The organism is Sphingopyxis sp. BSN-002 (assembly GCF_022024275.1).
In the GTDB taxonomy this organism is placed as follows: Bacteria; Pseudomonadota; Alphaproteobacteria; order Sphingomonadales; family Sphingomonadaceae; genus Sphingopyxis.
Genome location: NZ_CP091804.1, coordinates 1,098,128 through 1,117,580 on the forward strand (window position 1 = coordinate 1,098,128; position 19,453 = coordinate 1,117,580).

Sequence of the window (19,453 nt, forward strand, 5' to 3'; positions counted from 1 at the left end):
TCAAACGGCTTGCCGCTGCGCTCGTCTTCGTGCGAACGTTGCTTGGCCGGACGATGCCAGAGGACAGAAAAGCGGCGGCGCCGACAAGCTGGCACCTGTGGCAGGATGGGGTGGAGGAAAGGTCGCGTGACGGATTATCGGACGCAATGCTGGGACGCGATGCCGGCCCTGATCGCCGCGGTGCAAGCCGCAGGCGATGCGATCGACCTGCCCTTCATCGCGGCGCAGGCCGACCTTGGCGATCCCGAGCCGATGGGCGACCCGGACGGGCGACCCTATGCCGAAACAAGCTTTCGCTGGGTCGATCCCGATCACGCCTATTGGCGCGACCGCAAGCTGGCGCTGCATATCGCCTTCCTGACCGCGGCGCGGCTCGTCGCCGAACCCTTCTTTTACAGCGACGGGCGCCTCCGCACCTGGCGCGCATCGCAACTGCTCGAAGCCGTCGATTGCACACAGGCGAAGAACACCCCCAATTTCGGCGAAGCGATCATCGCGCCGGTCCACCTGCCGCGCGGCCTTGTCGGCGCAGTCTTCTGGTGTTCGCGCGAACCGGTTGGGGTCGAGGCGCTGTTCGACAAGCATGCCGGCGATCTGCACAATCTCGCGCTCAAGCTCGTCGCGACGCATAACGAGGCGCGCGGCCGCCCGCGCAATGCCACCGTGCCGCAGACGCTGACGCGACGCGAGGTCCAGTGCCTGCGCTGGGCTGCGGCCGGCAAGACCGATGGCGAAATAGGCATCATCCTGTCGCTGTCGGTGTCGACCGTGCGCTTCCATCTCCGCAACGCCGCGGCGAAACTCGGCGCGACCGGACGCGCGCAATCGATCCAGCTTGCCGCCGGCCTCGGCTTCGTCGGCGCCAGGGCGGCCTGACGCAGGTGCCAGCTTGGCCGGGCCCATGCACCCCGCCGATAACAGGCGCATGGACATGCTGAACGATCCCGCGCTCGAAGCCTTTCAGGGCGATGTGCGCGCCTTTCTGGAAACGCATCTCACGCACGAGCTGCGCAACGCCGCGGCGCGTGCGACCAGCGTCTTTATCGATCCCGCGATCACCCTGCCCTGGCAGCGCATATTGAACGCAAAAGGCTGGGCCGCGCCCGACTGGCCGAGCGAGTTCGGCGGCCCCGGTTGGGACGAGGTGCGGCGCTATATCTTCGCGGCCGAATGCGCCCGCGCCGGCGCGCCAGGACTTGCACCAATGGGGCTGAAGATGGTCGCACCGGTGATCATGCACTACGGCACGCCGGAGCAGCGCGCCCATTATCTGCCGCGCATCCTGTCGGGCGAGGATTATTGGTGCCAGGGTTTCTCGGAACCCGGCGCAGGGTCGGACCTCGCCGCGCTCCAGCTCCGCGCGACGCCCGACGGCGATGATTATGTGCTGAACGGCTCGAAAATCTGGACCACGCACGCGCATTTCGCGAACCGCATGTTCGCCCTGGTCCGTACGTCGAGCGACGGCAAGCCGCAGGCCGGGATCAGTTTCCTGCTGCTCGACATGGCCGCCTCCGGAATCACGGTCGAACCGATCCGGACTCTCGCGGGCGATCATGAATTCAACCAGGTCTTCTTCGACGACGTCCGCGTACCGCAGGCGAACCGTCTCGGGGCGGAGAATGAAGGCTGGTCTGTCGCCAAGCATCTGCTGACCTTCGAGCGCGGCGGCAAATATGCGCCCGGCCTCATTGCGCGGCTCGAACGGTTGCGCGCGCAACCGGTCGCCGATCCGGTGCTGCGCGCGCGGCTCGACCGCGAGGCCGTTACCTTGCGGGCGCTGCAGGCGCTCGAAGTCAAGGCGATGCGGGGCATCGGCGGCAGCGCGGCGCTCTACGCATCGGCGCTCAAGATACTTGGTACCGAGACGGCGCAGCGGATCGACACCCTCGCGTGCGATATCGAAGGCTATGCCGCCTGGGCCGAGGCCGACGGCCAGACGCCGGCCGACCTCGCCGTCGCGGTGCCGCGCTATCTGAACGATCGGGCGGCGAGCATCTATGCGGGCTCGAACGAGATCCAGCGCGACCTGATCGCGCGGTTGCTGCTCGGCTAGGCGACCGCTTCGGCGAAGCGCGCCAGATGCCCCGCCCGGGGGCCCATCGCGGCCGCGATCGCCAGCGCGCGTTTGAAATGGGCGCCCACGCGCAATTCCTCGGTCAGCCCCATCGCGCCGTGAATCTGCACGGCGCCTTCGCCGACGATGCGCACCGCGTCGGCGGTTTCGAGGCATGCGGCACTGACCGCCTGTGCACGATCGGGCTGATTCCGGTCGACGGCGACGATCGCCGCTTCGGTCAGCGCGATCGCCTTCATCGCCGCAAGTTGCATATCGGCCACGCGGTGGCGTAACGCCTGAAACGTACCGATCGCCGTCCCGAACTGCCGGCGCTGACCCAGATAATCGATGCTGTCAGCAATCATCGCCCGCATCAGTCCCGCCGCCTCGGCACAGCGTCCGGCAAGGATCAGGTCGTTCGCTTGGCCGGCCAGCGAGCGCGCCTCGACGCCCGCCGCAAGCCGCGCGGCATCGTCCGGCATCAGCGTAAAGCCGAGATCGGCCACGGCGCTGCCGTCGTGCATCAGCCGATGGCGCTGGTCCACCTTGCCGCCGTCCGCGGCAATCAGCAGCAGTGCGTCGCTATCGGCAAGGAGGAACATATCCGCCTCGGCTGCGCCCGCCACCAGCGCCGCGATCCCGCGCACCGTTCCGTCCTGAACCGCCGGCATCGACGAGGCCGACGCCCTGCAGATCGTCGCGATGCGACGCGATCCCGATGCAAGGTCGGCCAGCATCGCATCATCTGGTGCGACGCGGGCGAGCAATATCGTGGCCACCACGTGTGAAAGCCAGTCTGCGCCCGCCAGCGCCGGGCCAAGCTCGGACATGACGAGAGCGATCTCGATCGCTCCCCCGCCAAAGCCGCCGACCGCTTCGGGCAAGCCGAGCCCCGCCAGTCCGAGCGTATCCGCAAGATCGCTCCAGAGCGGCCTCTCCTTGTCGGCAAGAAAGCGCTGGACGCTGCCCAGCAGCAACTCCTGCTCCTCGCTCAGCGAAAGATCGAGCACGCTCATATTCCACTTCCCCGTATCGAACCGGCGCAAGGGCATTCCCGATTTCAGAAGCCCCTCGTTCCTCCCCGGCCTTGTTGTGACGGGACGGCCGGCGAGTCCAGCTATCGGGTGTGTCAGGCTGCCACGCTCGCCGCGCAGCGAACCGGAAAGACAGAGAGGGCTGGCGCTTGAATGCCAAAGCTGCCATAGGCCGTGTCAACAGTTAGCATTCTAAGGGATTCGGAAATGACGCACAGCCGCACGATCAGGACACTCTCGGCCGACTGCGCACGCAAATTGACGGACGCTGCCGCTGTCGCAGCCGACCAGATGGGCGTGCCGATGTGCATTGCCGTCACCTGCACCGCAGGCAATCTGCTCCACTTTCTGCGCATGGACGGCGCTCCGCTGCTCAGCAGCGATATTGCGATCAACAAGGCCTACACCGCCGCGGGCTTCGGTATGGCGACGCATGTGTGGCACGAATTCATCAAGGACGATCCGCCGTTGCTGCACGGCATCGTGCACACCGACCGGCTCGTGACCTTCGGCGGCGGCTATCCCGTGACCGAAGACGGCGCGGTAATCGGCGCGATCGGCATCAGCGGCGGCCACTATCATCAGGACATGGAAGTCGCGACCAAGGCGCTCGGGGCGCTGGGGCTGCCCGCTAACTGAGCGAGGGCGGAAAGGCTGGCGCCCTGCTGACCATCGCCGGCAAGGTCCGGTCCATCGCGCGACCGAGCCAGTCCGCGGCCTCGACCGTTTCCGGCAGGTCGAAGCCCGTCGCCACCCCGCCGCGTTCGAGCATGTAGACGACATCTTCGGTCGCGACATTGCCCGCCGCGCCCGGCGCGAAGGGACAGCCACCGAGCCCGCCGAGCGAGGCATCGACGGTCGCTGCGCCCTCTCCCACCGCCGCCCAGACATTCGCAAGGCCACTGCCCCGCGTATTGTGGAAATGCACGCGAACCGGCAACCCGCCGACCGCTTCACGAACGCGGCCGACCATCTCGGACACCTGCGCCGGAACACCGACGCCGATCGTGTCGGCTAGCGCTATTTCCCGGGGGTTCGCGTCGGCCGCCCGCTTTGCCATCTCGATCACGCGCGCGAGCGCGACCTCTCCCTCGAACGGGCATCCGAATGCGGTCGCGATCGTGATCTGTCCGCCACGTCCCGCCTCGCTTGCCAATGCGACGATCTCCATCGCCGCCGCCAGCGATTCGGCGGAAGTCTGCCCCTGATTCCGCATGCCGAACGTGTCGCTGGTGACGCAGACCGCACCCAGTTCGCCGATCTGCCCCGTCGCCAGCGCGCGTTCGGCACCGCGACGATTGAGCACCAGACCGATATAGGTCACGTCGTCCCGTTCGGGCAGCATCGCGACCAGCTCTTCGGCGTCTGCGAGCTGCGGCACCTTTCGGGGATTGACGAAACTCGTCACCTCGATACGCCGGGCACCATAGCCAATCGCACGGCGGATGAGTTCGGCCTTGTCGGCGGTCGGGACGATCGCCGCTTCATTCTGCAAGCCGTCACGCGGCCCGACTTCGACGATTTCCATCCGTAGATTTTTCAGCATCTTGCGTTCCGGAGCATGTGAATCATTTAGCAGGTTGAAAATTACATAGCATTCTAAGTATAAGGAGCCAATGGGTAGCGTGGCCCGCTTCTATCAGGCCCGGCCCCGAAAGGAACGACATGACGGAAACGAACAGCGGCGGGGGAGCGCTGGAGGGAATCAGGGTGGTCGAGATGGGGCAGCTGATCGCAGGCCCTTTCTGCGGTCAGCTGCTAGGCGACATGGGTGCCGAGATCGTCAAGCTCGAACCGCCGGTGACCGGCGACCAGATGCGCAACTGGGGCCAGGGCGACAAGCCCAGCTGGTGGCGCGTCATTGCCCGCAACAAATATTCCGTCGCGGTCGACCTGCGCAGCGAGGAGGGGCAAGGTCTGGCACGCGATCTGATCGCAAAGGCCGACATACTGATCGAGAATTTCCGCCCCGGCACGCTCGAGAAATGGAACCTCGACCCCGCCGATCTTCGCCGGGCGAACCCCGGCCTGATCGTCGTGCGCGTGTCGGGCTATGGCCAGACCGGTCCCTATTCCGCGCGCGCCGGCTTCGGCGGCATCGGCGAGGCGATGGGTGGCTGGCGCGGCATCGTCGGCTACCCCGACCTGCCGCCTGCGCGCATGGGCGTCTCGATCGGCGACACGCTCGCCGCCACCTACGGCTGCATGGGCGCGCTTGCCGCCCTTCACCACCGTAACAGGACCGGCAAAGGCCAGATCGTCGATTCCGCGCTCTACGAAGCGGTGCTTCAGGTGATGGAGTCGACCGTGTCCGACTATTCCGCCAGCGGCACGAAACGCCGGCGGACCGGGTCGACGCTGCCGGGGATTGCCCCGTCGAACGTCTATCCCTGCAGCGACGGCGAATATCTGATCGGCGCCAATCAGGATGGCGTCTTTGCGCGTCTCGCTGCGGCAATGGGTCGGCCCGAACTCGCGACCGACGAACGCTATGCGACGCACCGCGCCCGCGGCGCGCGGCAGGAAGAACTCGACGCGATGATCGGCGAATGGACGGCGACGCTGACGATCGAGCAGCTCGAAGAAAAGATGGTCGAAGCCGGCGTCCCTGCCGGGCGCGTGTTCGACGCCGGGGATATGCTGGCCGACCCTCATTTTGCCGCGCGCGAAGCGCTGGTGACGGTGGAAGATGACGAGTTCGGCGAGATCACCATGCAGGGCGTGTTTCCGAAACTGTCGGGCACGCCTGGCAGTGTGCGCCGCCCCGCGCCGCTGACCGTGGGGCAGGACAGCGCCGAGGTGCTCGAGCGCTGGCTCGGACGGGGGAGCTGATGCCATGATCACGCTATACGGTGGCCCCACGCCCAACGCGCGCAAGATCGCGATCGCACTTATCGAAATGGGGCTCGAATGGCGGCTCGAACCCGTCGACATTCTTGCGGGGGAACAGCTGACCCCGGAATTCCTCGCGCTCAATCCGAACAACAAGACCCCTGTGATCGTCGACGATGCCGGTCCGCATGGTCCCGGCTTTGTGCTGTGGGAGACGGGCGCGATCCTGCTCTATCTCGCGCAGAAGACCGGCCGCTTCCTCCCCGAAGATCCCGTGAAGCGCGCCACCTGCTGGCAGTGGCTGATGTTCCAGGTGTCGGGTGTCGGTCCGATGTTCGGACAGGAAGCGCATTTCACCCATTATGCCCGGGACCGTCACGACTATGCAATCGAACGGTACAGCCGTGAGGTCGACCGCCTGATGATGGTGCTCGACCGGCGACTGGGCGAGGCCGAATGGCTCGCCGGCGACGAGTACACGATCGCAGACATGGCGACCCTGCCCTATCTTCGCCGGCAGTTCATCGACAAGGCGGGACGCTTTCCGAACGTCGAGCGCTGGGGCGCCGCGATGCTGGAGCGCCCCGCCGTGGCCGAAGGAATGAAGGTCGGCATCGCGCGCGCCGAGACGATCGAGGGCGGACTGACCGGCTTCACCGACGAGCATCGCGCAATCCTGTGGGGCGACCGTCAGCACGCCCCACGCTAGGCTCAATCCTTCGTCACCGCGGCGTGATTGGCGTCGCCGAACATGTTCGACCATTCCTTCTCGTCGAGCTGCTGGTGCCGTCCGACATATTTGGCCGGCGCCTTCAGATCCTCGCGCGACATGGCGCGCTCCACTGCGGGCCGTTCGCGTATCCGTTCGAACCACGCGTGCATCGCGGGCCATTCGTCGAGGCCCATCCCCATCACGAAGGCGGAGGCACGGCCCGGCCAGATCGCCATGTCGGCAATCGAATAGTCGTCACCGCCGACATAGGCGCTTTTCTCCAGCCGCTTTTCGAGGACGGTCAACAGTCGCTTCAGCTCCTTCGTATAGCGTTCGATCGCATAATCCTGCCCCGATGGAGCATAGCGAAGAAAGTGGCTCGCCTGCCCACCCATCGGACCGAGCCCCGCAACCTGCCAGGTCAACCACGACAGCACCGCAGCGCGCGGAGCGCCCGATGCGGGAAGGAAGCGTCCGCTCTTTTCCGCAAGATATTGCAGGATGGCGCCCGACTCGAACACCGTCACCGGCCCGCCGCCCCCCGCCGGGTTCCGATCGACGATCGCGGGCAGTCGATGGTTCGGATTGATCCGCCCATAGGCCTCGGTCAACTGGTCACCGTTGAAGATGTCATAGGCGATGACGCGATAGGGCTCGCCGATTTCCTCGAGCATGATCGCGATCTTCTGGCCGTTCGGCGTCGCCGAATAATGCAGGTCGATCATCCTACAGCACCTCGTGAATGACATGGCGAACCCCGAAATCGGTGCGCTCGCCCACCCCGACTGCGAGGATGCCGTTGAGCCAGCCATATTTCGCGCTTGCGGTTTCGAACACCGGCGCGATTCGCAGATAATATCGCGACGGATCGGCGTCAGGGATCGCCGGGTCGGCGAACGTCGCGCGCACATCATCGGGAATGATGCTGCGCCCGGTATAGCTCAGATAGATGAGCTCCCCGTCATCGGTTTGCCACACCGCGCGGGCATCGAAAGTGCCGACCGACGCCGCCCCTTCCAGTCGGCCGGCACGCGACCAGTTGCCGCCGCCCGGCAGAACGATACCGTTGATTCTGGGCCCGAAAAACCGGCCTCCGGTGACATAGCCGAGCCGCTGCTCGCCGAACGGCGAAGCACCGATCGCGATCAGCCCGCCGCCCACCTCGAACTCCACGGTACACAGATGCCGGCTCGCCAATGCGGCCGTCGGTCGATCCCCGTTTTCTTGCGTCATTATACGAATCCTCTTCCCAACCTATGGACAAGCATAAAACCATTAGTATACTAAGGGTCAATCAGATTGACGGATCGGAGGTCATTTCCGGTACCGCTGCACGACACTCAATGGGAGGGTGAATATGAAGGCTCGTAACCAGATTCTGCTGTCCGGCGCTGCGACGATCGCAATGCTCGCGTCCGCCGCTCCGGCGATGGCGCAGGACGCATCGGAAACCACCGACACGAACGAGATCATCGTGACCGCGCAGAAGCGCGAACAGAATATCCAGGACGTGCCGATCTCGATGGAAGTCGTCAGCGGCCAGCGCCTCGACGACTTCAACGCGAGCGACATCAAGTCGGTGATGAACTACACGCCGAACGTCTTCGTCCAGTCGACCGCCGGCAACGACGTCATCTACATTCGCGGCTTCGGTTCTCCGCCGGCGAACTTCGCCTTTGACCAGTCGGTCTCGCTCTATGTCGATGGCGTTTACGCGGGCCGTTCGCGTCAGGCGCAGGCGCCCTTCTTCGACCTCGCCCGCGTTGAGGTGCTGCGCGGTCCGCAAGGCGCGCTCTTCGGCAAGAACACTGCAGCGGGTGCCGTCAGCGTCGTGTCCGCCGGACCGACCAAGGATTTCGAAGGTCGGCTCACCGGCAACTATAACTTCGACTTCAAGGGCGTCGACTTCTCCGGCTATCTGGCGGGACCGATCACCGACACGCTCGGCGCGCGCTTCGCGATGAAAGTCGTCAATCAGGACGGCTATATCCGCAATCTTGCGACCGATCACGACGATCCGGAGACCAAGCAGCAACTGCTTCGCCTGACCCTGAAATGGGAACCCTCGTCGAACTTCGATTACACGACCAAGATCGAATATGCGAACCGCGACATCATCGGCGGGATCACCGTTTCGAGCCCGCTGACGAGTTCGCAGGATCCCCAGCGGACGCGCTATCTCGAAAAGTCGGCGCTCGGCGATGAAGGAACGAAGACCAAATCCTGGATGATTTCGGGTACCGGCAACCTGTCGATCGGCGACTACACGCTCACGTCGGTCACGGGCTACAGCTGGTTCAACGCCAATATCGTCAACGGCTTCGACCAGACGATTCCGAACGGCACCGGCGCGGTCACCAATAATTCGGTGTACAACAGCTTCCCCGAACGGTTCGAACAATATTCGCAGGAATTCCGTATCCTGTCGCCGACTGGCCGGACCTTCGAATTCATCGCTGGCGCCTATTATGACCATGGCAAATACCGGCTCGACCAGTTTCAGGGCTTCAACATCCTGAACCTTGCCGGCAGCCCCTATTTCGGCCGGATCGACAGCCGCTTCAACCAGACTTCGGAAAGCTGGTCGGTGTTCGGGCAAGGCACATTGAATCTGGCCGACACCTTCCGCATCATCGGCAGCCTGCGCTATTCGCACACGAGCAAGGACGCCGATTTCGCTTCGCGTCTCGTTTACGGCCCGTTCGCGATCCGTCCGATCTCCAGCGCGGTCGGCTCGCTCAGCGAAGGCAATGTCGACCCGTCGGCGACCCTGCAGTATGATATCGCACCGCACATCATGGTCTATGCGACCTATGGTCGCGGGTCGAAGTCGGGCGGCTTCGTGTCGAACACGCTCGGCACCACGAACGCGACCTTCGCGTTCAAGCCCGAGCGCTCGACCAATTATGAAGCAGGCATCAAATCGACGCTGCTAGACGGCAAGCTCGTCGCGAACGTCTCGATCTACGACACACAGTTCAAGAATCTGCAGGTCTCGGTCTATCAGCCCGCCACATCGAGCTACCTCACCGGTAACGCCGCGAGTGCGACCTCGAAGGGCATCGAAGGATCTCTGGCGCTCTATCTGTCGCAGAACTTCGATATCCAGGCATCAGGCGCCTATCAGGACGTCAAATATGACGATTATCCGGGTGCCGCCTGCCTTGCCTCGCAGCCCACCACCTGCCTGCCGGCGACCAACAACCTTGCCGGCTACCGCGTCGCCTATTCGTCGAAATATACCGGCAACGTCTCGGCGCACGGCCGCTTCGATTTCGGCGACGATCTGAAGCTCGACATCACCGGCGTCGCGGCGGGCCGTTCGAAATATTTCAACTCGGACAACCAGAGCCCGATCTTCGGGGTGCAGAAGGGCTATGTAAAGCTCGACCTGCGCGTCCAGCTGGCGGATCAAGACGACAAATGGTTCGTGGCGTTCGTCGGCAAGAACCTGACCAACGAGTTGACGACAGGCAGCGCCTTCAACCTGCCTGCGCCGATCACCGCCGCGCCGCGTGCGATCCTCTACCTCGAACCGCCGCGCAATCTTTCGATCGAAGCCGGTTTCAAATTCTGATGTCCCACGGCATGGCCGCGGTCCACGCTCTCCTCGACAGGGAAGCGGTGGCCGCGGTCGTGACCGCTTATGCGGGCGCACTCGATGCGCGCGACTGGCACGCGTATCGCGCGCTCTTCCTCGACGATATCGCGATCGACTATGGCGCGATCGGTTCGCTCGTCGCAACCGTTTCCGCCGACGAATGGACGAACCGCTGCAAGGCGCTCGAAGGCTTCGACGCCACGGCACACCAGCTGCATAATATCGTTGCGACAATCGACGGCGATCGGGCGACCGCGACGAGCATCGTCGATGCCGTTCACGTCGTAGGCGTCGGTGACCATGCCCTGCTTGGCGACCTGATCGGCCGCTACACTCATCGTCTTGTGCGGCGCGACGGCTGGAAAATCGCCGGCGTCACGCTGACCGTTGTCGCCTATCCTGCCGGAAAGGACGCGTTCGACGCGGCCTTCGCGGCCGCCCGCGCCAATTTTTCCGGAAGAAACATCGCATGATCGACGTCTATTTCACGCCCACGCCCAACGGCCACAAGGTCTCGATCATGCTCGAGGAGATCGGCCTGCCCCACCGGCTGCTGGCGATGAACATGCTGGAGGGCGATCATCTGACACCCGAATACCGGCGCATCAATCCGAACGGGCGCCTTCCGGCGATCGTCGACCACGACCCCGTCGGCGGCGGCGCGCCGCTGCCGGTGTTCGAAAGCGGGGCGATCCTGCTCTATCTCGCGGAAAAGAGCGGCCGCATGCTTCCGGCCGACCCGCGCCGCCGCAGTCAGGCGCAGCAATGGCTGATGTGGCAGATGGCGAGCTTCGGGCCGATGCAGGGCCAGGCGCATCATTTCATCCGTTACGCCCCCGAGGGGCAGGCCTATCCGGTCGAACGCTATCGCAACGAGACGCTGCGCCTGCTCCATGTCCTCAACGGACGTCTGGGCGAAGCCGACTATCTGGCCGAAGAATATTCGATCGCGGATATCGCCACCTGGCCCTGGACGCGCGCGATCCGCGCGATCGGGCTGACCCTCGACGATTATCCCGCTGTCGCCGACTGGTTCGCGCGGATCGGCGAACGCCCCGCGGTCATCGCGGGCACCGACGTCAAAAATGCCGCAAACCTGTCGAGCGCACGGCCGGTGCTGACCGAAGAACAATGGTCGAATTTGTTCGGCAAGAATATGCTCGAGGCGCCGACACGCTAAACCGTGTCGGCGTGGCCCCACTGATATTCGACCTGCCCGTTCGACCGCCGCACCGCGACCCAGTCGCCGCCGGCAAGGCTGTCGTCCTCGATCAGCATGGCCACGCCGCCCGCGATATCTTCCGGCACGCACGCCTCGTTGTTCGCGAGCACGGTCTTCATCCACTCCGACTTGCCGCCCGCGCCCGTCGTGTCGAGGATCGGCGTGTCGACGAGCCCCGGGAGCATCCCCGCGACGCGGACATTGCATTCCTCTTTCAGCGGTGCGCAGCAGCGCGTGAACATCATAACTGCCGCCTTCGTCGTCGCATACATCGCGTCGTAAAAACCGGTACCAAGCGCGACGGTGGAGACGGTGTTGATAATCACCCCGCCCCCGCGCACCTTCATCCGTTGCACCGCGATCTGCGTCGCCGCGACGAGTGAGGTGATGTTGACGTCGATGATCCAGCGGAGACGCGCCGCATCGACGTCGGGGAATTGCGGCAGGCCCGACACGACCCCGGCATTATTGTGCAGGATGTCGACGTCGCCATGCGCCAGAAACCACGCCTCGGCTGCGGGGACGTCGGACAGGTCGAGCGCATGCGTCGTCGCCCGCGCCCCTTCGGCCTCGACGAGCCGCGCCGTTTCGGCGAGCTCATTCTGCTTCACATCAACCAGCCTGATTTCCGCCGCGCCACGCGCCGCCAGCATCACTGCAGTCGCGCGGCCGATGCCGCCGGCCGCCCCCGTCACGATCGCGGTCTTGCCCTTGATATCCATCTCTTCTCTCCCGCTTATCCTGTCGCTACCGTAAAGCACATTGACAGATAAACTTAAATACCTAAGTATTTTTCGACCGAGAAGAATCGCGCGTTTTTGGGGAGAGTTATGACCGAGGCCACCGCCCTCAATCCCGGCGCTGCTGCGCCTGACGCGGGTCTCGCGTTGCGCCGCAATGTCGCGCTCGCAATGCTGTTCGTGGTCGGGACGATCAACTTCGTCGACCGCCAGCTCCTGTCGGTCCTCGTCGAGCCGATCCGCGCCGATATGCAATTCAGCGACACCCAGTTCGGCCTGCTGACCGGGCTCGCCTTTGCGCTTTTCTATGCCGCGATGGGCGTTCCGGTCGCGATGATCGCCGATCGATGGAACCGCGTGAGGCTGATCGGCATCGCCTGCGTCGTGTGGAGCGGCTTCACTGCAGCGTGCGGCATGGTCGGCAATTTCTGGCAACTCGCGCTGATGCGTTTCGGCGTCGGCGCGGGTGAGGCCGGCGGCACAGCGCCCTCGCTGTCGGTGATCGCCGACTATTATCCGCCCGCGCAGCGCCCGCTCGCGATCGGCCTCTTCACCTGTAACGGCCCCTTCGGCGTGTTCGTCGGTGCGACCTTCGGCGCGTGGGCCGCCGCAAACATCGGCTGGCGCAACGCCTTCGTCGTGATCGGAATCGTCGGTATCCTGATCGCGCCGATCCTGATCTGGCTTGTGCGCGAACCCGCACGCGGCGCGATGGACACGCACAAGCCCGCCGACGAGGCCCTGCCCTTCAGCCAGAGCCTCGCAATGTTCTGGCGCCGGCCGTCGCTGCGCATGGTGATGATCGGCAGCGGCCTTGCCGCCTTCACCAGCTATGGCATGCTCAATTGGATCCCTGCCTTTCTGATGCGTACGCAAAAAATGCCGCTCGAAGCGATGGCGACCTATTTCGGGCCGGCGGCGGGCATCACCTTCGGCATCGGCATCCTCGGCGGCGGCTGGCTCGTCAGCCACCGCGCCAAGGTCTCTGCGCGCGCCTATGGTACCATCCCTGCGCTTGCGACGCTGATACTGATCCCGACCTTCATCGCCGCGCTGCTCGTCGACAGCTGGCAGCTCTCGCTTGCGCTGATGCTGGTCCCGATGGCCGCCTGTACCGCCTATGTCGCCCCGGCGCTCGCGCTGGTGCAGAACCTGACCCCTCCGCGCAGCCGCGCGACCGCAGCCGCGGTGCTGATGCTGATGTTCAACATCGTCGGTCTGGGGCTCGGCCCGCTGTTCGCCGGGATCGTCAGCGACACCTTGAAACCCGACTTCGGCGACGAGAGCCTGCGCTGGGCGCTGATGGCGCTGATGCCCTTCGCCGCGGCGGCCGGCCTCGCGCAGTTCCGCATGCGGCGCACGCTCGAAAAGGACTTCGCCGAATGACCGATGTTCATGGCAAGACCGCCTTCATCACCGGCGGCGCGAGCGGGCTCGGCCTCGCCGCGGCAAAAGCGCTGGCGGCGAAGGGCGCATCGGTCATCCTTGCCGATATCGATGCGGCGGGCGCCGAAAGTGCAGCCGCGGGATTGCGTAGCGCGGGCGCCAGCGCGCTCGGGCTCGGACTCGACGTCACCAGCGAGGACAGCTGGGCCGAAGCCGGCGCAGCTGCTCGCGAGTTCGGCCCGGTGCGCATCCTGTTCAGCAACGCCGGGGTCGGCGGCGGGTCGGGACCGTTCGAGCAATATGACACCGACGTCTGGCGCTGGAATTATGCCGTCAACGCGCACGCGCATCTCTATGCCTGCCGCACCTTTCTCGGCGAGATGAAAGCGAGCGGCGAGCCGTCGCATCTGATCATCACCAGTTCGATGGTGGCGATCGTGCCGCCGCCGATCTCGGTCGCCTATATCAGTTCCAAATATGCGACGCTCGGCATCGCAATGGCGCTGCGCAACGAGCTCGCCGGAACCTGCGTCGATATCTCGGTGCTGATGCCCGGCATGTCGGCAACGCGCATCGTCGAGACGACCCGCGACTTGCGTCCCGTGGAGGTCGAGGTCGGCAAGGCCGCCGCGACGAGCCAGGCGATGCAGGGCGTCCTCGCGGGCGGCATGTCGCCCGACAAGATCGGCACGCGCGTCGTGCAGGCGATCGAGGCGGGCGAGTACTGGATCTTCACCCACCCCGAATGGAAGGCGATGGCCGAACTGGTGACGCAGGATATGCTGTCGTCCTTCGGCCCCTCGGCCGACCCCGCCTACAAGGGCGACGATATCGACGGGCTGATCGCGGCCAACGGCGGCCGCATGTTCGGCGCCAAGGCTTAAGGAGAATATCATGGCAGAGCAGGACGACATTCGCGCGATGGCGCAGCGCTTCTTCGACGCGATCGAACAGGGCGACATCGAGACGATGCAGGGCAGCTTCACCCCCGACGCCGAGATCTGGCACAATACCGACGAGCTGATCGTCACCCCCGCGCAGACTGCGCAGACGCTGACCGGCATGGTCGCGCGGATCAAGGACCGCGAATATGCCGATCGCCGGCTGACGACCTTTCCTGGCGGATTCGTTCAGCAGCATGTCCTGAAGGGCCGCCGCGTCCACGACGACGGCGAAGTCCGCCTGCCCTGCGCGATCGTGTGCAAGGTCGAGAATGGCCGGATCACGCGGCTCGACGAATATTTCGACAGCGCGCATGTTGCCGAATTCCGCAAATTTGCGAACGCCTGAGGAGTCAATCATGCCCGTCCTGCGTCAGGTCCCCCGCTCGGAAGTCACCGACGAGACCGTCCTCGCCTATTACAACCGCCTGTTCGGCGATCGCGACCCCGTTGCCGAACCCGGCACCGCGACCGGCACGCCCGGCGACTGGTGGACGGTGTTCGCGCTGTCGCCCGACATTTTCGAACATGCGGTCAAGGGCTTCGCGGTCTATCGCAACCCCGCGCGCACCATCGATCCCGTGCTGCGCGAACTGGGTCAGACGCGCGCCGGCTGGGTCAAGGGCAGCCAGTTCGTCTTTTCGCAGCATTGCAAGTCGCTCCGCGGTCTGGGCGTCAGCGACGAGAAGATCGCAGCCATCGCCCACTGGCAAGTTGCCGACTGCTACGATGATCAGGAGCGCGCCGTCCTCGCCTATGCCGATTGTCTCAGCCAGGCGGGGGGCCGCGTCCCGCTGGAGGTGTTCGACAAGCTCAAGACCTTCTGGAACGACGAGCAGATTTTCGAATTTACCTACATCACCTGCCTCTATGACATGCACGCCGTGATCACCCGGGCGCTGCGCATGGAATATGACGCGCGCGAGGATCCGATCGTCGAGGTCGCGGCGCCCGAAGGCTTCAGCGCCGCCGACTTCCTCAGCGCCCCGCGTCCGGCAAACGGGTGACCGACTACGGCACCCCGGAGGTTGTCGCGACAGGACTTCGCTTTCCCGAAGGCCCTGTCCCGATGCCCGACGGATCAGTGCTGCTGGTCGAGATTGCGCGCGGAACGCTGACCCGCGTGGCGCCCGACGGGACGCTGTCCGTCGTTGCGGAGCCCGGTGGCGGCCCGAACGGCCTCGCCATTGGACCTGACGGTGCCGCCTATGTCTGCAATAATGGCGGTTTCCGGTGGACCGAGGCGGGCGGTTTGCTGTTTCCCGGTCACGCCGCGAACGCTGCACCTTGCGGGTCGATCCAGCGCGTCGACCTTGTCACCGGCGCCGTCACGACGCTCTACGACAGTTTCGAGGGCGAGCGGCTGAAGGGACCGAACGACATCGTCTTCGATGCAGGCGGGGGTTTCTGGTTCACCGACCATGGGCAGGTTCGCGATAGCGGCCGCGACCATGGCGCGATCTATTACGCAGCCGCTGACGGATCGAAGATCAGCCGCCAGCGCGCCGACGTGATGGGGCCGAACGGGATCGGCCTCTCGCCCGACGGCCGGACGCTCTATGTCAGCGAGACGATGACCGCGCGCGTTTGGGCGATGGACATTGTCGCCCCCGGCGAGCTTGCGCCGCCGCCGCCATGGGCGCCGGGACGCTTCGTTGGCACCCCGCCTGCCTTTCGCCTGCTCGACAGCATGGCGATCGAGGAGGGCGGCCGCATCTGCGTCGGCACGATGGTCGAGGGCGGGATCACGATCTTCGACCCCGACGGCGGCGGCTCGGAGTTTGTGCCGCTGCCCGACATCGGCATCACCAATATCGCCTTTGGCGGCGCCGACCGGCGCGACGCGTATATCACGGCTTCGACAACGGGAGCGCTGTACCGCATCCGCTGGCCGCGCGCCGGGCTTCGGCTGGCAAACTGTCAACTTAGTTGACGGTTTGCCAGTGACGTGATAAGAGACACAACGAGAGGACAATATGAAGTTTTACACCAGCGTCGGACCTAACCCGCGTGTCGTGAAACTGTTCATGGCCGAAAAGGGTATCGAAATCCCCGAGGTCACGGTCGACCTTCGCGGGGGCGAGAACCGCCGTGCGCCCTATAATGTCGATGTAAACGCTGCCGGACAGACGCCCGCGCTCGAACTCGACGATGGCAGTTTTCTTTGTGAGATCACGGCCATCTGCGAATATCTCGACGAACGCTTTCCCGATCCGACGCTGACAGGCTCGACGGCGGAAGAGCGCGCGAAGACACGGATGTGGACGCGCCGCGTCGATCTCAAGATCTGCGAGCCGCTGACCAACGGCTTTCGTTTTGCCGAGGGACTGCCCCTGTTCGAACCGCGGCTGCGATGCCTGCCGGAGGCGGCTGATGGACTGAAGGCGACTGCACAGGACGGGATCGCATGGCTCGATGCGCAGATCGCCGGTCGCGAATTCGTCGCGGGTGACGCCTTCAGCCTCGCCGATATCATGCTGTTCGCATTCCTCGACTTCGGCGCGTCGGTCGGTCAGCCGATCGACCCCGCCAACCTCAATATTCTGGGCTGGTACGAACGGATGAAAAGCCGTCCCAGCGTCACCGCCAACTGAAACCACAAGGAGACGGATCATGGCTGCAGCAAATAGCGAGTTCGAATTCTGCGGGGTCAACCACCTCGCGCTCGTGTGCAAGGATATGGCAAAGACGGTCGAATTCTATCGCGACGTTCTCGGCATGCCGCTGACCAAGACGATCGACCTGCCCGGCGGACGCGGCCAGCATTTCTTTTTCGACATCGGCAATGGCGACAGCCTCGCCTTTTTCTGGTTTCCGAATGCGCCCGAAGCCGTTCCGGGCATCTCGGCACCCGCCGCGCTGCCGACGCAGGGCAGCTTCGTGTCGGCGCATGGCTCGATGAACCACATCGCGATCAACGTCCGGGCCGAAAAGTTCGACGATTATTACCAGCGCCTGATCGACAAGGGCATCGAGGTAACCCCGGTGCTCAACCATGACGATTCACCGATGCAGGCCTCCGCCGAATTGCATCCCGGGGTCTTCGTCCGCTCGGTCTATTTTTTCGATCCCGACGGCGTGTGCCTCGAGTTCGCGGCGTGGACCAAGGAATTCGACGAACGCGACGTTGCGCACGACCCCGTGCAGGCCGACGGCACGAAGCGCGAAGGCTTCATCACCGGCCGGACGCCGGTGCCGGCCGAGTAAGAAATCCTACCGGGAACTCCTCTTGGCCCGGCGTGCAAGCGCCGGGCCTTCTTTTTATCCAGCGCCGCTTATCCCACAGCGCGGTCGCGGCCTTCCCAATAGGGTGCACGCAGCTCACGCCGGAGCACTTTCCCCGACGGATTGCGCGGCAGCGCGTCGATGAAGTCGATGCTCTTGGGCGCCTTGTATGCGGCGATCCGCTCGCGGGCCCAGCCAATGACGTCGGCGGCCTCGACCGTCGCGCCCGCCGCGGGGACGATCAGTGCTTTCACCGCTTCTCCCCATTTATCGTCAGGGACGCCGATCACCGCAACGTCGGCGACCCCGGGACAGCCCATGATCGCGCTCTCGACCTCGGCCGGATAGACATTCTCGCCGCCCGACACGATCATGTCCTTGATCCGGTCATGAACGAAATAGAAGCCGTCAGGGTCGCGAAAGCCGACGTCGCCGGTGCGGAGCCAGCCGTCCACCACCGTATCGGCGGTCGCCTCGGCGCGGTTCCAATATTCCTTCATCACAAGGTCGCCTCGGATCGCGATCTCGCCGATCTCGCCATCGTCCAGCGCGCGCCCCTCGCCGTCGAGGATCGCCATCTCGGTCTGCGGCCAGGGCTTGCCGCACGACGTCAGCTTGCCCGGAAGATCGTGCGCCGACGGCGACAGATAGGAACCGCCCCCCGAGCTCTCGGTCATGCCGTAAAACTGGACGAAATCGCAGCCGAAGGTCGCGCGTGCGCGGCGCAGCACATCCTCGGCGATCGGCGAAGCGCCATAGGCGATCGAACGGAGCTGCGAATAATCGCCCGCTTCGGCTTCAGGTTGCTGGAGCATCATCTGGATCATCGCGGGCGCGAGGAAGGCATGCGCGACCCGCTCCTCCGTCATCATCCGGATCGCGTCGCCGGCGGCGAAATCCTTGACCAGTACGAGCCGGCCGCCCTGCGCAAGCCCCGAGAAGCTGACATTCGTTCCGGCAACGTGGAACAGCGGCATGACGATCATCACCGTTTCGTCCTCGCCATAAGCGAAGCCGTCGACCTCGGTCGCCATCTCGAGGAACCGGCGGTAGTTCCTGTTCGCGAGCACCACGCCCTTCGGCCGCCCCGTCGTGCCGCTGGTGTAAAGCTGCAGCACGTCGTCGGAGAGCTGCGGCTCATCCACAGGCGCAGTCGCCGACGCCCCGCCGAGCCAGGATTCCAGGCTCTCGAACGCCGGGTGCGCGCCATAAAGCGCCACCACGTGCGGCGGCTCTGCGAGACCTTCCACCGCGGCGAGTGCGAGGTCGAAGAAATCTTCGCCGACGAACAAAAGCTTCGGCGCGGCATCGCCGAGAATGAAAGCGATCTCGCCGGCCGCAAGGCGGCAATTGACCGGCGCCAGACAGGCGCGCGCGCGCGCGGTTCCGAAGAAGAGCGGGTACCAGCCGTCATGGTTCTTGGTGAGGGCCGACACGCGATCGCCCGGAACGACGCCCGCCGCAAGGAGTGCGTTGGCGACACGGTTCGACGCCGCGTCAAGCTCGGCAAAGCTCGTCTCGCGCGCCCCGAATTTCACGGCCACCGCGCCCCCGCGTTTGCGGGCCTGCGCCGCCGGAATATCCGCCAGCGTCCGGATAGCCTCCAGATCGATCATTTTGCTCTCCCAATCGTCGTTTCGACTTGAATTAGATAGAATACTAAGCAAATGCTTGGCCAGCTAAAAATTCGAGAGGACCGGC

At 64.7% G+C, this 19,453-nt stretch carries 21 protein-coding genes; 15 read left to right on the forward strand and 6 right to left on the reverse strand.

Annotated elements, in window-relative coordinates; genetic code table 11:
* The first annotated feature begins 126 nt into the window (after nucleotides 1-126).
* On the forward strand, nucleotides 127-876 hold the full coding sequence (locus L7H23_RS05510) for a helix-turn-helix transcriptional regulator (protein ID WP_237838349.1): 750 nt from the start codon (nucleotides 127-129) through the stop codon (nucleotides 874-876).
* A 55-nt stretch (nucleotides 877-931) separates the two neighbouring features.
* Entirely contained in the window at nucleotides 932-2,056 is a 1,125-nt protein-coding gene (locus L7H23_RS05515) for an acyl-CoA dehydrogenase family protein (protein WP_237838350.1), read from the forward strand.
* On the opposite strand, the gene L7H23_RS05520 is transcribed toward L7H23_RS05515, so the two are convergent.
* The gene (locus L7H23_RS05520) at nucleotides 2,053-3,075 is read right to left on the reverse strand and encodes an acyl-CoA dehydrogenase (RefSeq protein ID WP_237838351.1); all 1,023 of its coding nucleotides are present in this window, start codon (nucleotides 3,073-3,075) and stop codon (nucleotides 2,053-2,055) included. The genes L7H23_RS05515 and L7H23_RS05520 overlap by 4 nt on opposite strands.
* A gap of 225 nt (nucleotides 3,076-3,300) precedes the next feature.
* Here L7H23_RS05520 and L7H23_RS05525 point away from each other — a divergent pair, with 225 nt between their 5' ends.
* Nucleotides 3,301-3,732, forward strand: coding sequence for a heme-binding protein (locus L7H23_RS05525; protein WP_237838352.1), 432 nt, complete (start codon nucleotides 3,301-3,303; stop codon nucleotides 3,730-3,732).
* Here the strand turns inward: L7H23_RS05525 and L7H23_RS05530 are convergent.
* Nucleotides 3,725-4,639, reverse strand: coding sequence for a hydroxymethylglutaryl-CoA lyase (locus L7H23_RS05530; RefSeq protein WP_237838353.1), 915 nt, complete (start codon nucleotides 4,637-4,639; stop codon nucleotides 3,725-3,727). The two genes, L7H23_RS05525 and L7H23_RS05530, sit on opposite strands and share 8 nt — an antisense overlap.
* 119 nt (nucleotides 4,640-4,758) lie before the next feature.
* Between L7H23_RS05530 and L7H23_RS05535 the strand changes: the two genes are divergently transcribed.
* Nucleotides 4,759-5,925, forward strand: coding sequence for a CoA transferase (locus L7H23_RS05535; protein WP_237838354.1), 1,167 nt, complete (start codon nucleotides 4,759-4,761; stop codon nucleotides 5,923-5,925).
* A 4-nt stretch (nucleotides 5,926-5,929) separates the two neighbouring features.
* Complete coding sequence (locus L7H23_RS05540) at nucleotides 5,930-6,634, forward strand: glutathione S-transferase N-terminal domain-containing protein (protein ID WP_237838355.1); 705 nt, start codon at nucleotides 5,930-5,932, stop codon at nucleotides 6,632-6,634.
* A gap of 2 nt (nucleotides 6,635-6,636) precedes the next feature.
* Here L7H23_RS05540 and L7H23_RS05545 read toward each other — a convergent pair whose 3' ends face one another.
* Nucleotides 6,637-7,362: a glutathione binding-like protein gene (locus L7H23_RS05545; protein ID WP_237838356.1), complete on the reverse strand. Its 726-nt coding sequence runs from the start codon at nucleotides 7,360-7,362 to the stop codon at nucleotides 6,637-6,639.
* Nucleotide 7,363: 1 nt separating this feature from the next.
* Complete coding sequence (locus tag L7H23_RS05550; RefSeq protein WP_237838357.1) at nucleotides 7,364-7,870, reverse strand: DUF3237 domain-containing protein; 507 nt, start codon at nucleotides 7,868-7,870, stop codon at nucleotides 7,364-7,366.
* A gap of 124 nt (nucleotides 7,871-7,994) precedes the next feature.
* Between L7H23_RS05550 and L7H23_RS05555 the strand changes: the two genes are divergently transcribed.
* The 3 genes from L7H23_RS05555 to L7H23_RS05565 are packed head-to-tail and all read left to right on the forward strand — an operon-like array spanning nucleotide 7,995 to nucleotide 11,418.
* Nucleotides 7,995-10,214 (forward strand): TonB-dependent receptor, encoded by a 2,220-nt coding sequence (locus L7H23_RS05555; protein ID WP_237838358.1) that lies wholly within the window; start codon nucleotides 7,995-7,997, stop codon nucleotides 10,212-10,214.
* A complete protein-coding gene (locus tag L7H23_RS05560) occupies nucleotides 10,214-10,711 on the forward strand; it encodes a nuclear transport factor 2 family protein (RefSeq protein ID WP_237838359.1) in 498 nt (165 codons plus the stop codon). Before L7H23_RS05555 ends, L7H23_RS05560 begins: the two co-directional genes overlap by 1 nt.
* A complete protein-coding gene (locus L7H23_RS05565; protein WP_237838360.1) occupies nucleotides 10,708-11,418 on the forward strand; it encodes a glutathione S-transferase N-terminal domain-containing protein in 711 nt (236 codons plus the stop codon). Before L7H23_RS05560 ends, L7H23_RS05565 begins: the two co-directional genes overlap by 4 nt.
* Here the strand turns inward: L7H23_RS05565 and L7H23_RS05570 are convergent.
* Entirely contained in the window at nucleotides 11,415-12,182 is a 768-nt protein-coding gene (locus L7H23_RS05570; protein WP_237838361.1) for an SDR family oxidoreductase, read from the reverse strand. The two genes, L7H23_RS05565 and L7H23_RS05570, sit on opposite strands and share 4 nt — an antisense overlap.
* A 108-nt stretch (nucleotides 12,183-12,290) precedes the next feature.
* Between L7H23_RS05570 and L7H23_RS05575 the strand changes: the two genes are divergently transcribed.
* Genes L7H23_RS05575 through L7H23_RS05605 form a run of 7 tightly spaced genes read left to right on the forward strand, consistent with a single transcriptional unit; the run spans nucleotide 12,291 to nucleotide 17,734 of the window.
* On the forward strand, nucleotides 12,291-13,586 hold the full coding sequence (locus L7H23_RS05575; protein ID WP_237838362.1) for an MFS transporter: 1,296 nt from the start codon (nucleotides 12,291-12,293) through the stop codon (nucleotides 13,584-13,586).
* Nucleotides 13,583-14,470, forward strand: a complete 888-nt coding sequence (locus L7H23_RS05580) for an SDR family NAD(P)-dependent oxidoreductase (protein ID WP_237838363.1) — start codon at nucleotides 13,583-13,585, stop codon at nucleotides 14,468-14,470. The genes L7H23_RS05575 and L7H23_RS05580 overlap by 4 nt, the downstream gene beginning before the upstream one ends.
* Nucleotides 14,471-14,480: 10 nt before the next feature.
* Complete coding sequence (locus L7H23_RS05585; RefSeq protein WP_237838364.1) at nucleotides 14,481-14,876, forward strand: nuclear transport factor 2 family protein; 396 nt, start codon at nucleotides 14,481-14,483, stop codon at nucleotides 14,874-14,876.
* A gap of 10 nt (nucleotides 14,877-14,886) precedes the next feature.
* Nucleotides 14,887-15,534: a carboxymuconolactone decarboxylase family protein gene (locus L7H23_RS05590; RefSeq protein WP_237838365.1), complete on the forward strand. Its 648-nt coding sequence runs from the start codon at nucleotides 14,887-14,889 to the stop codon at nucleotides 15,532-15,534.
* Nucleotides 15,531-16,460: an SMP-30/gluconolactonase/LRE family protein gene (locus tag L7H23_RS05595; RefSeq protein WP_275671228.1), complete on the forward strand. Its 930-nt coding sequence runs from the start codon at nucleotides 15,531-15,533 to the stop codon at nucleotides 16,458-16,460. The genes L7H23_RS05590 and L7H23_RS05595 overlap by 4 nt, the downstream gene beginning before the upstream one ends.
* Nucleotides 16,461-16,503: 43 nt before the next feature.
* Nucleotides 16,504-17,121: a glutathione S-transferase gene (locus L7H23_RS05600; RefSeq protein ID WP_237838367.1), complete on the forward strand. Its 618-nt coding sequence runs from the start codon at nucleotides 16,504-16,506 to the stop codon at nucleotides 17,119-17,121.
* A 19-nt stretch (nucleotides 17,122-17,140) separates the two neighbouring features.
* A complete protein-coding gene (locus L7H23_RS05605; protein WP_237838368.1) occupies nucleotides 17,141-17,734 on the forward strand; it encodes a VOC family protein in 594 nt (197 codons plus the stop codon).
* Nucleotides 17,735-17,802: 68 nt separating this feature from the next.
* Here the strand turns inward: L7H23_RS05605 and L7H23_RS05610 are convergent, their stop codons facing one another.
* Complete coding sequence (locus tag L7H23_RS05610) at nucleotides 17,803-19,368, reverse strand: long-chain-fatty-acid--CoA ligase (protein WP_237838369.1); 1,566 nt, start codon at nucleotides 19,366-19,368, stop codon at nucleotides 17,803-17,805.
* Between the last annotated feature and the right edge of the window lie 85 nt (nucleotides 19,369-19,453).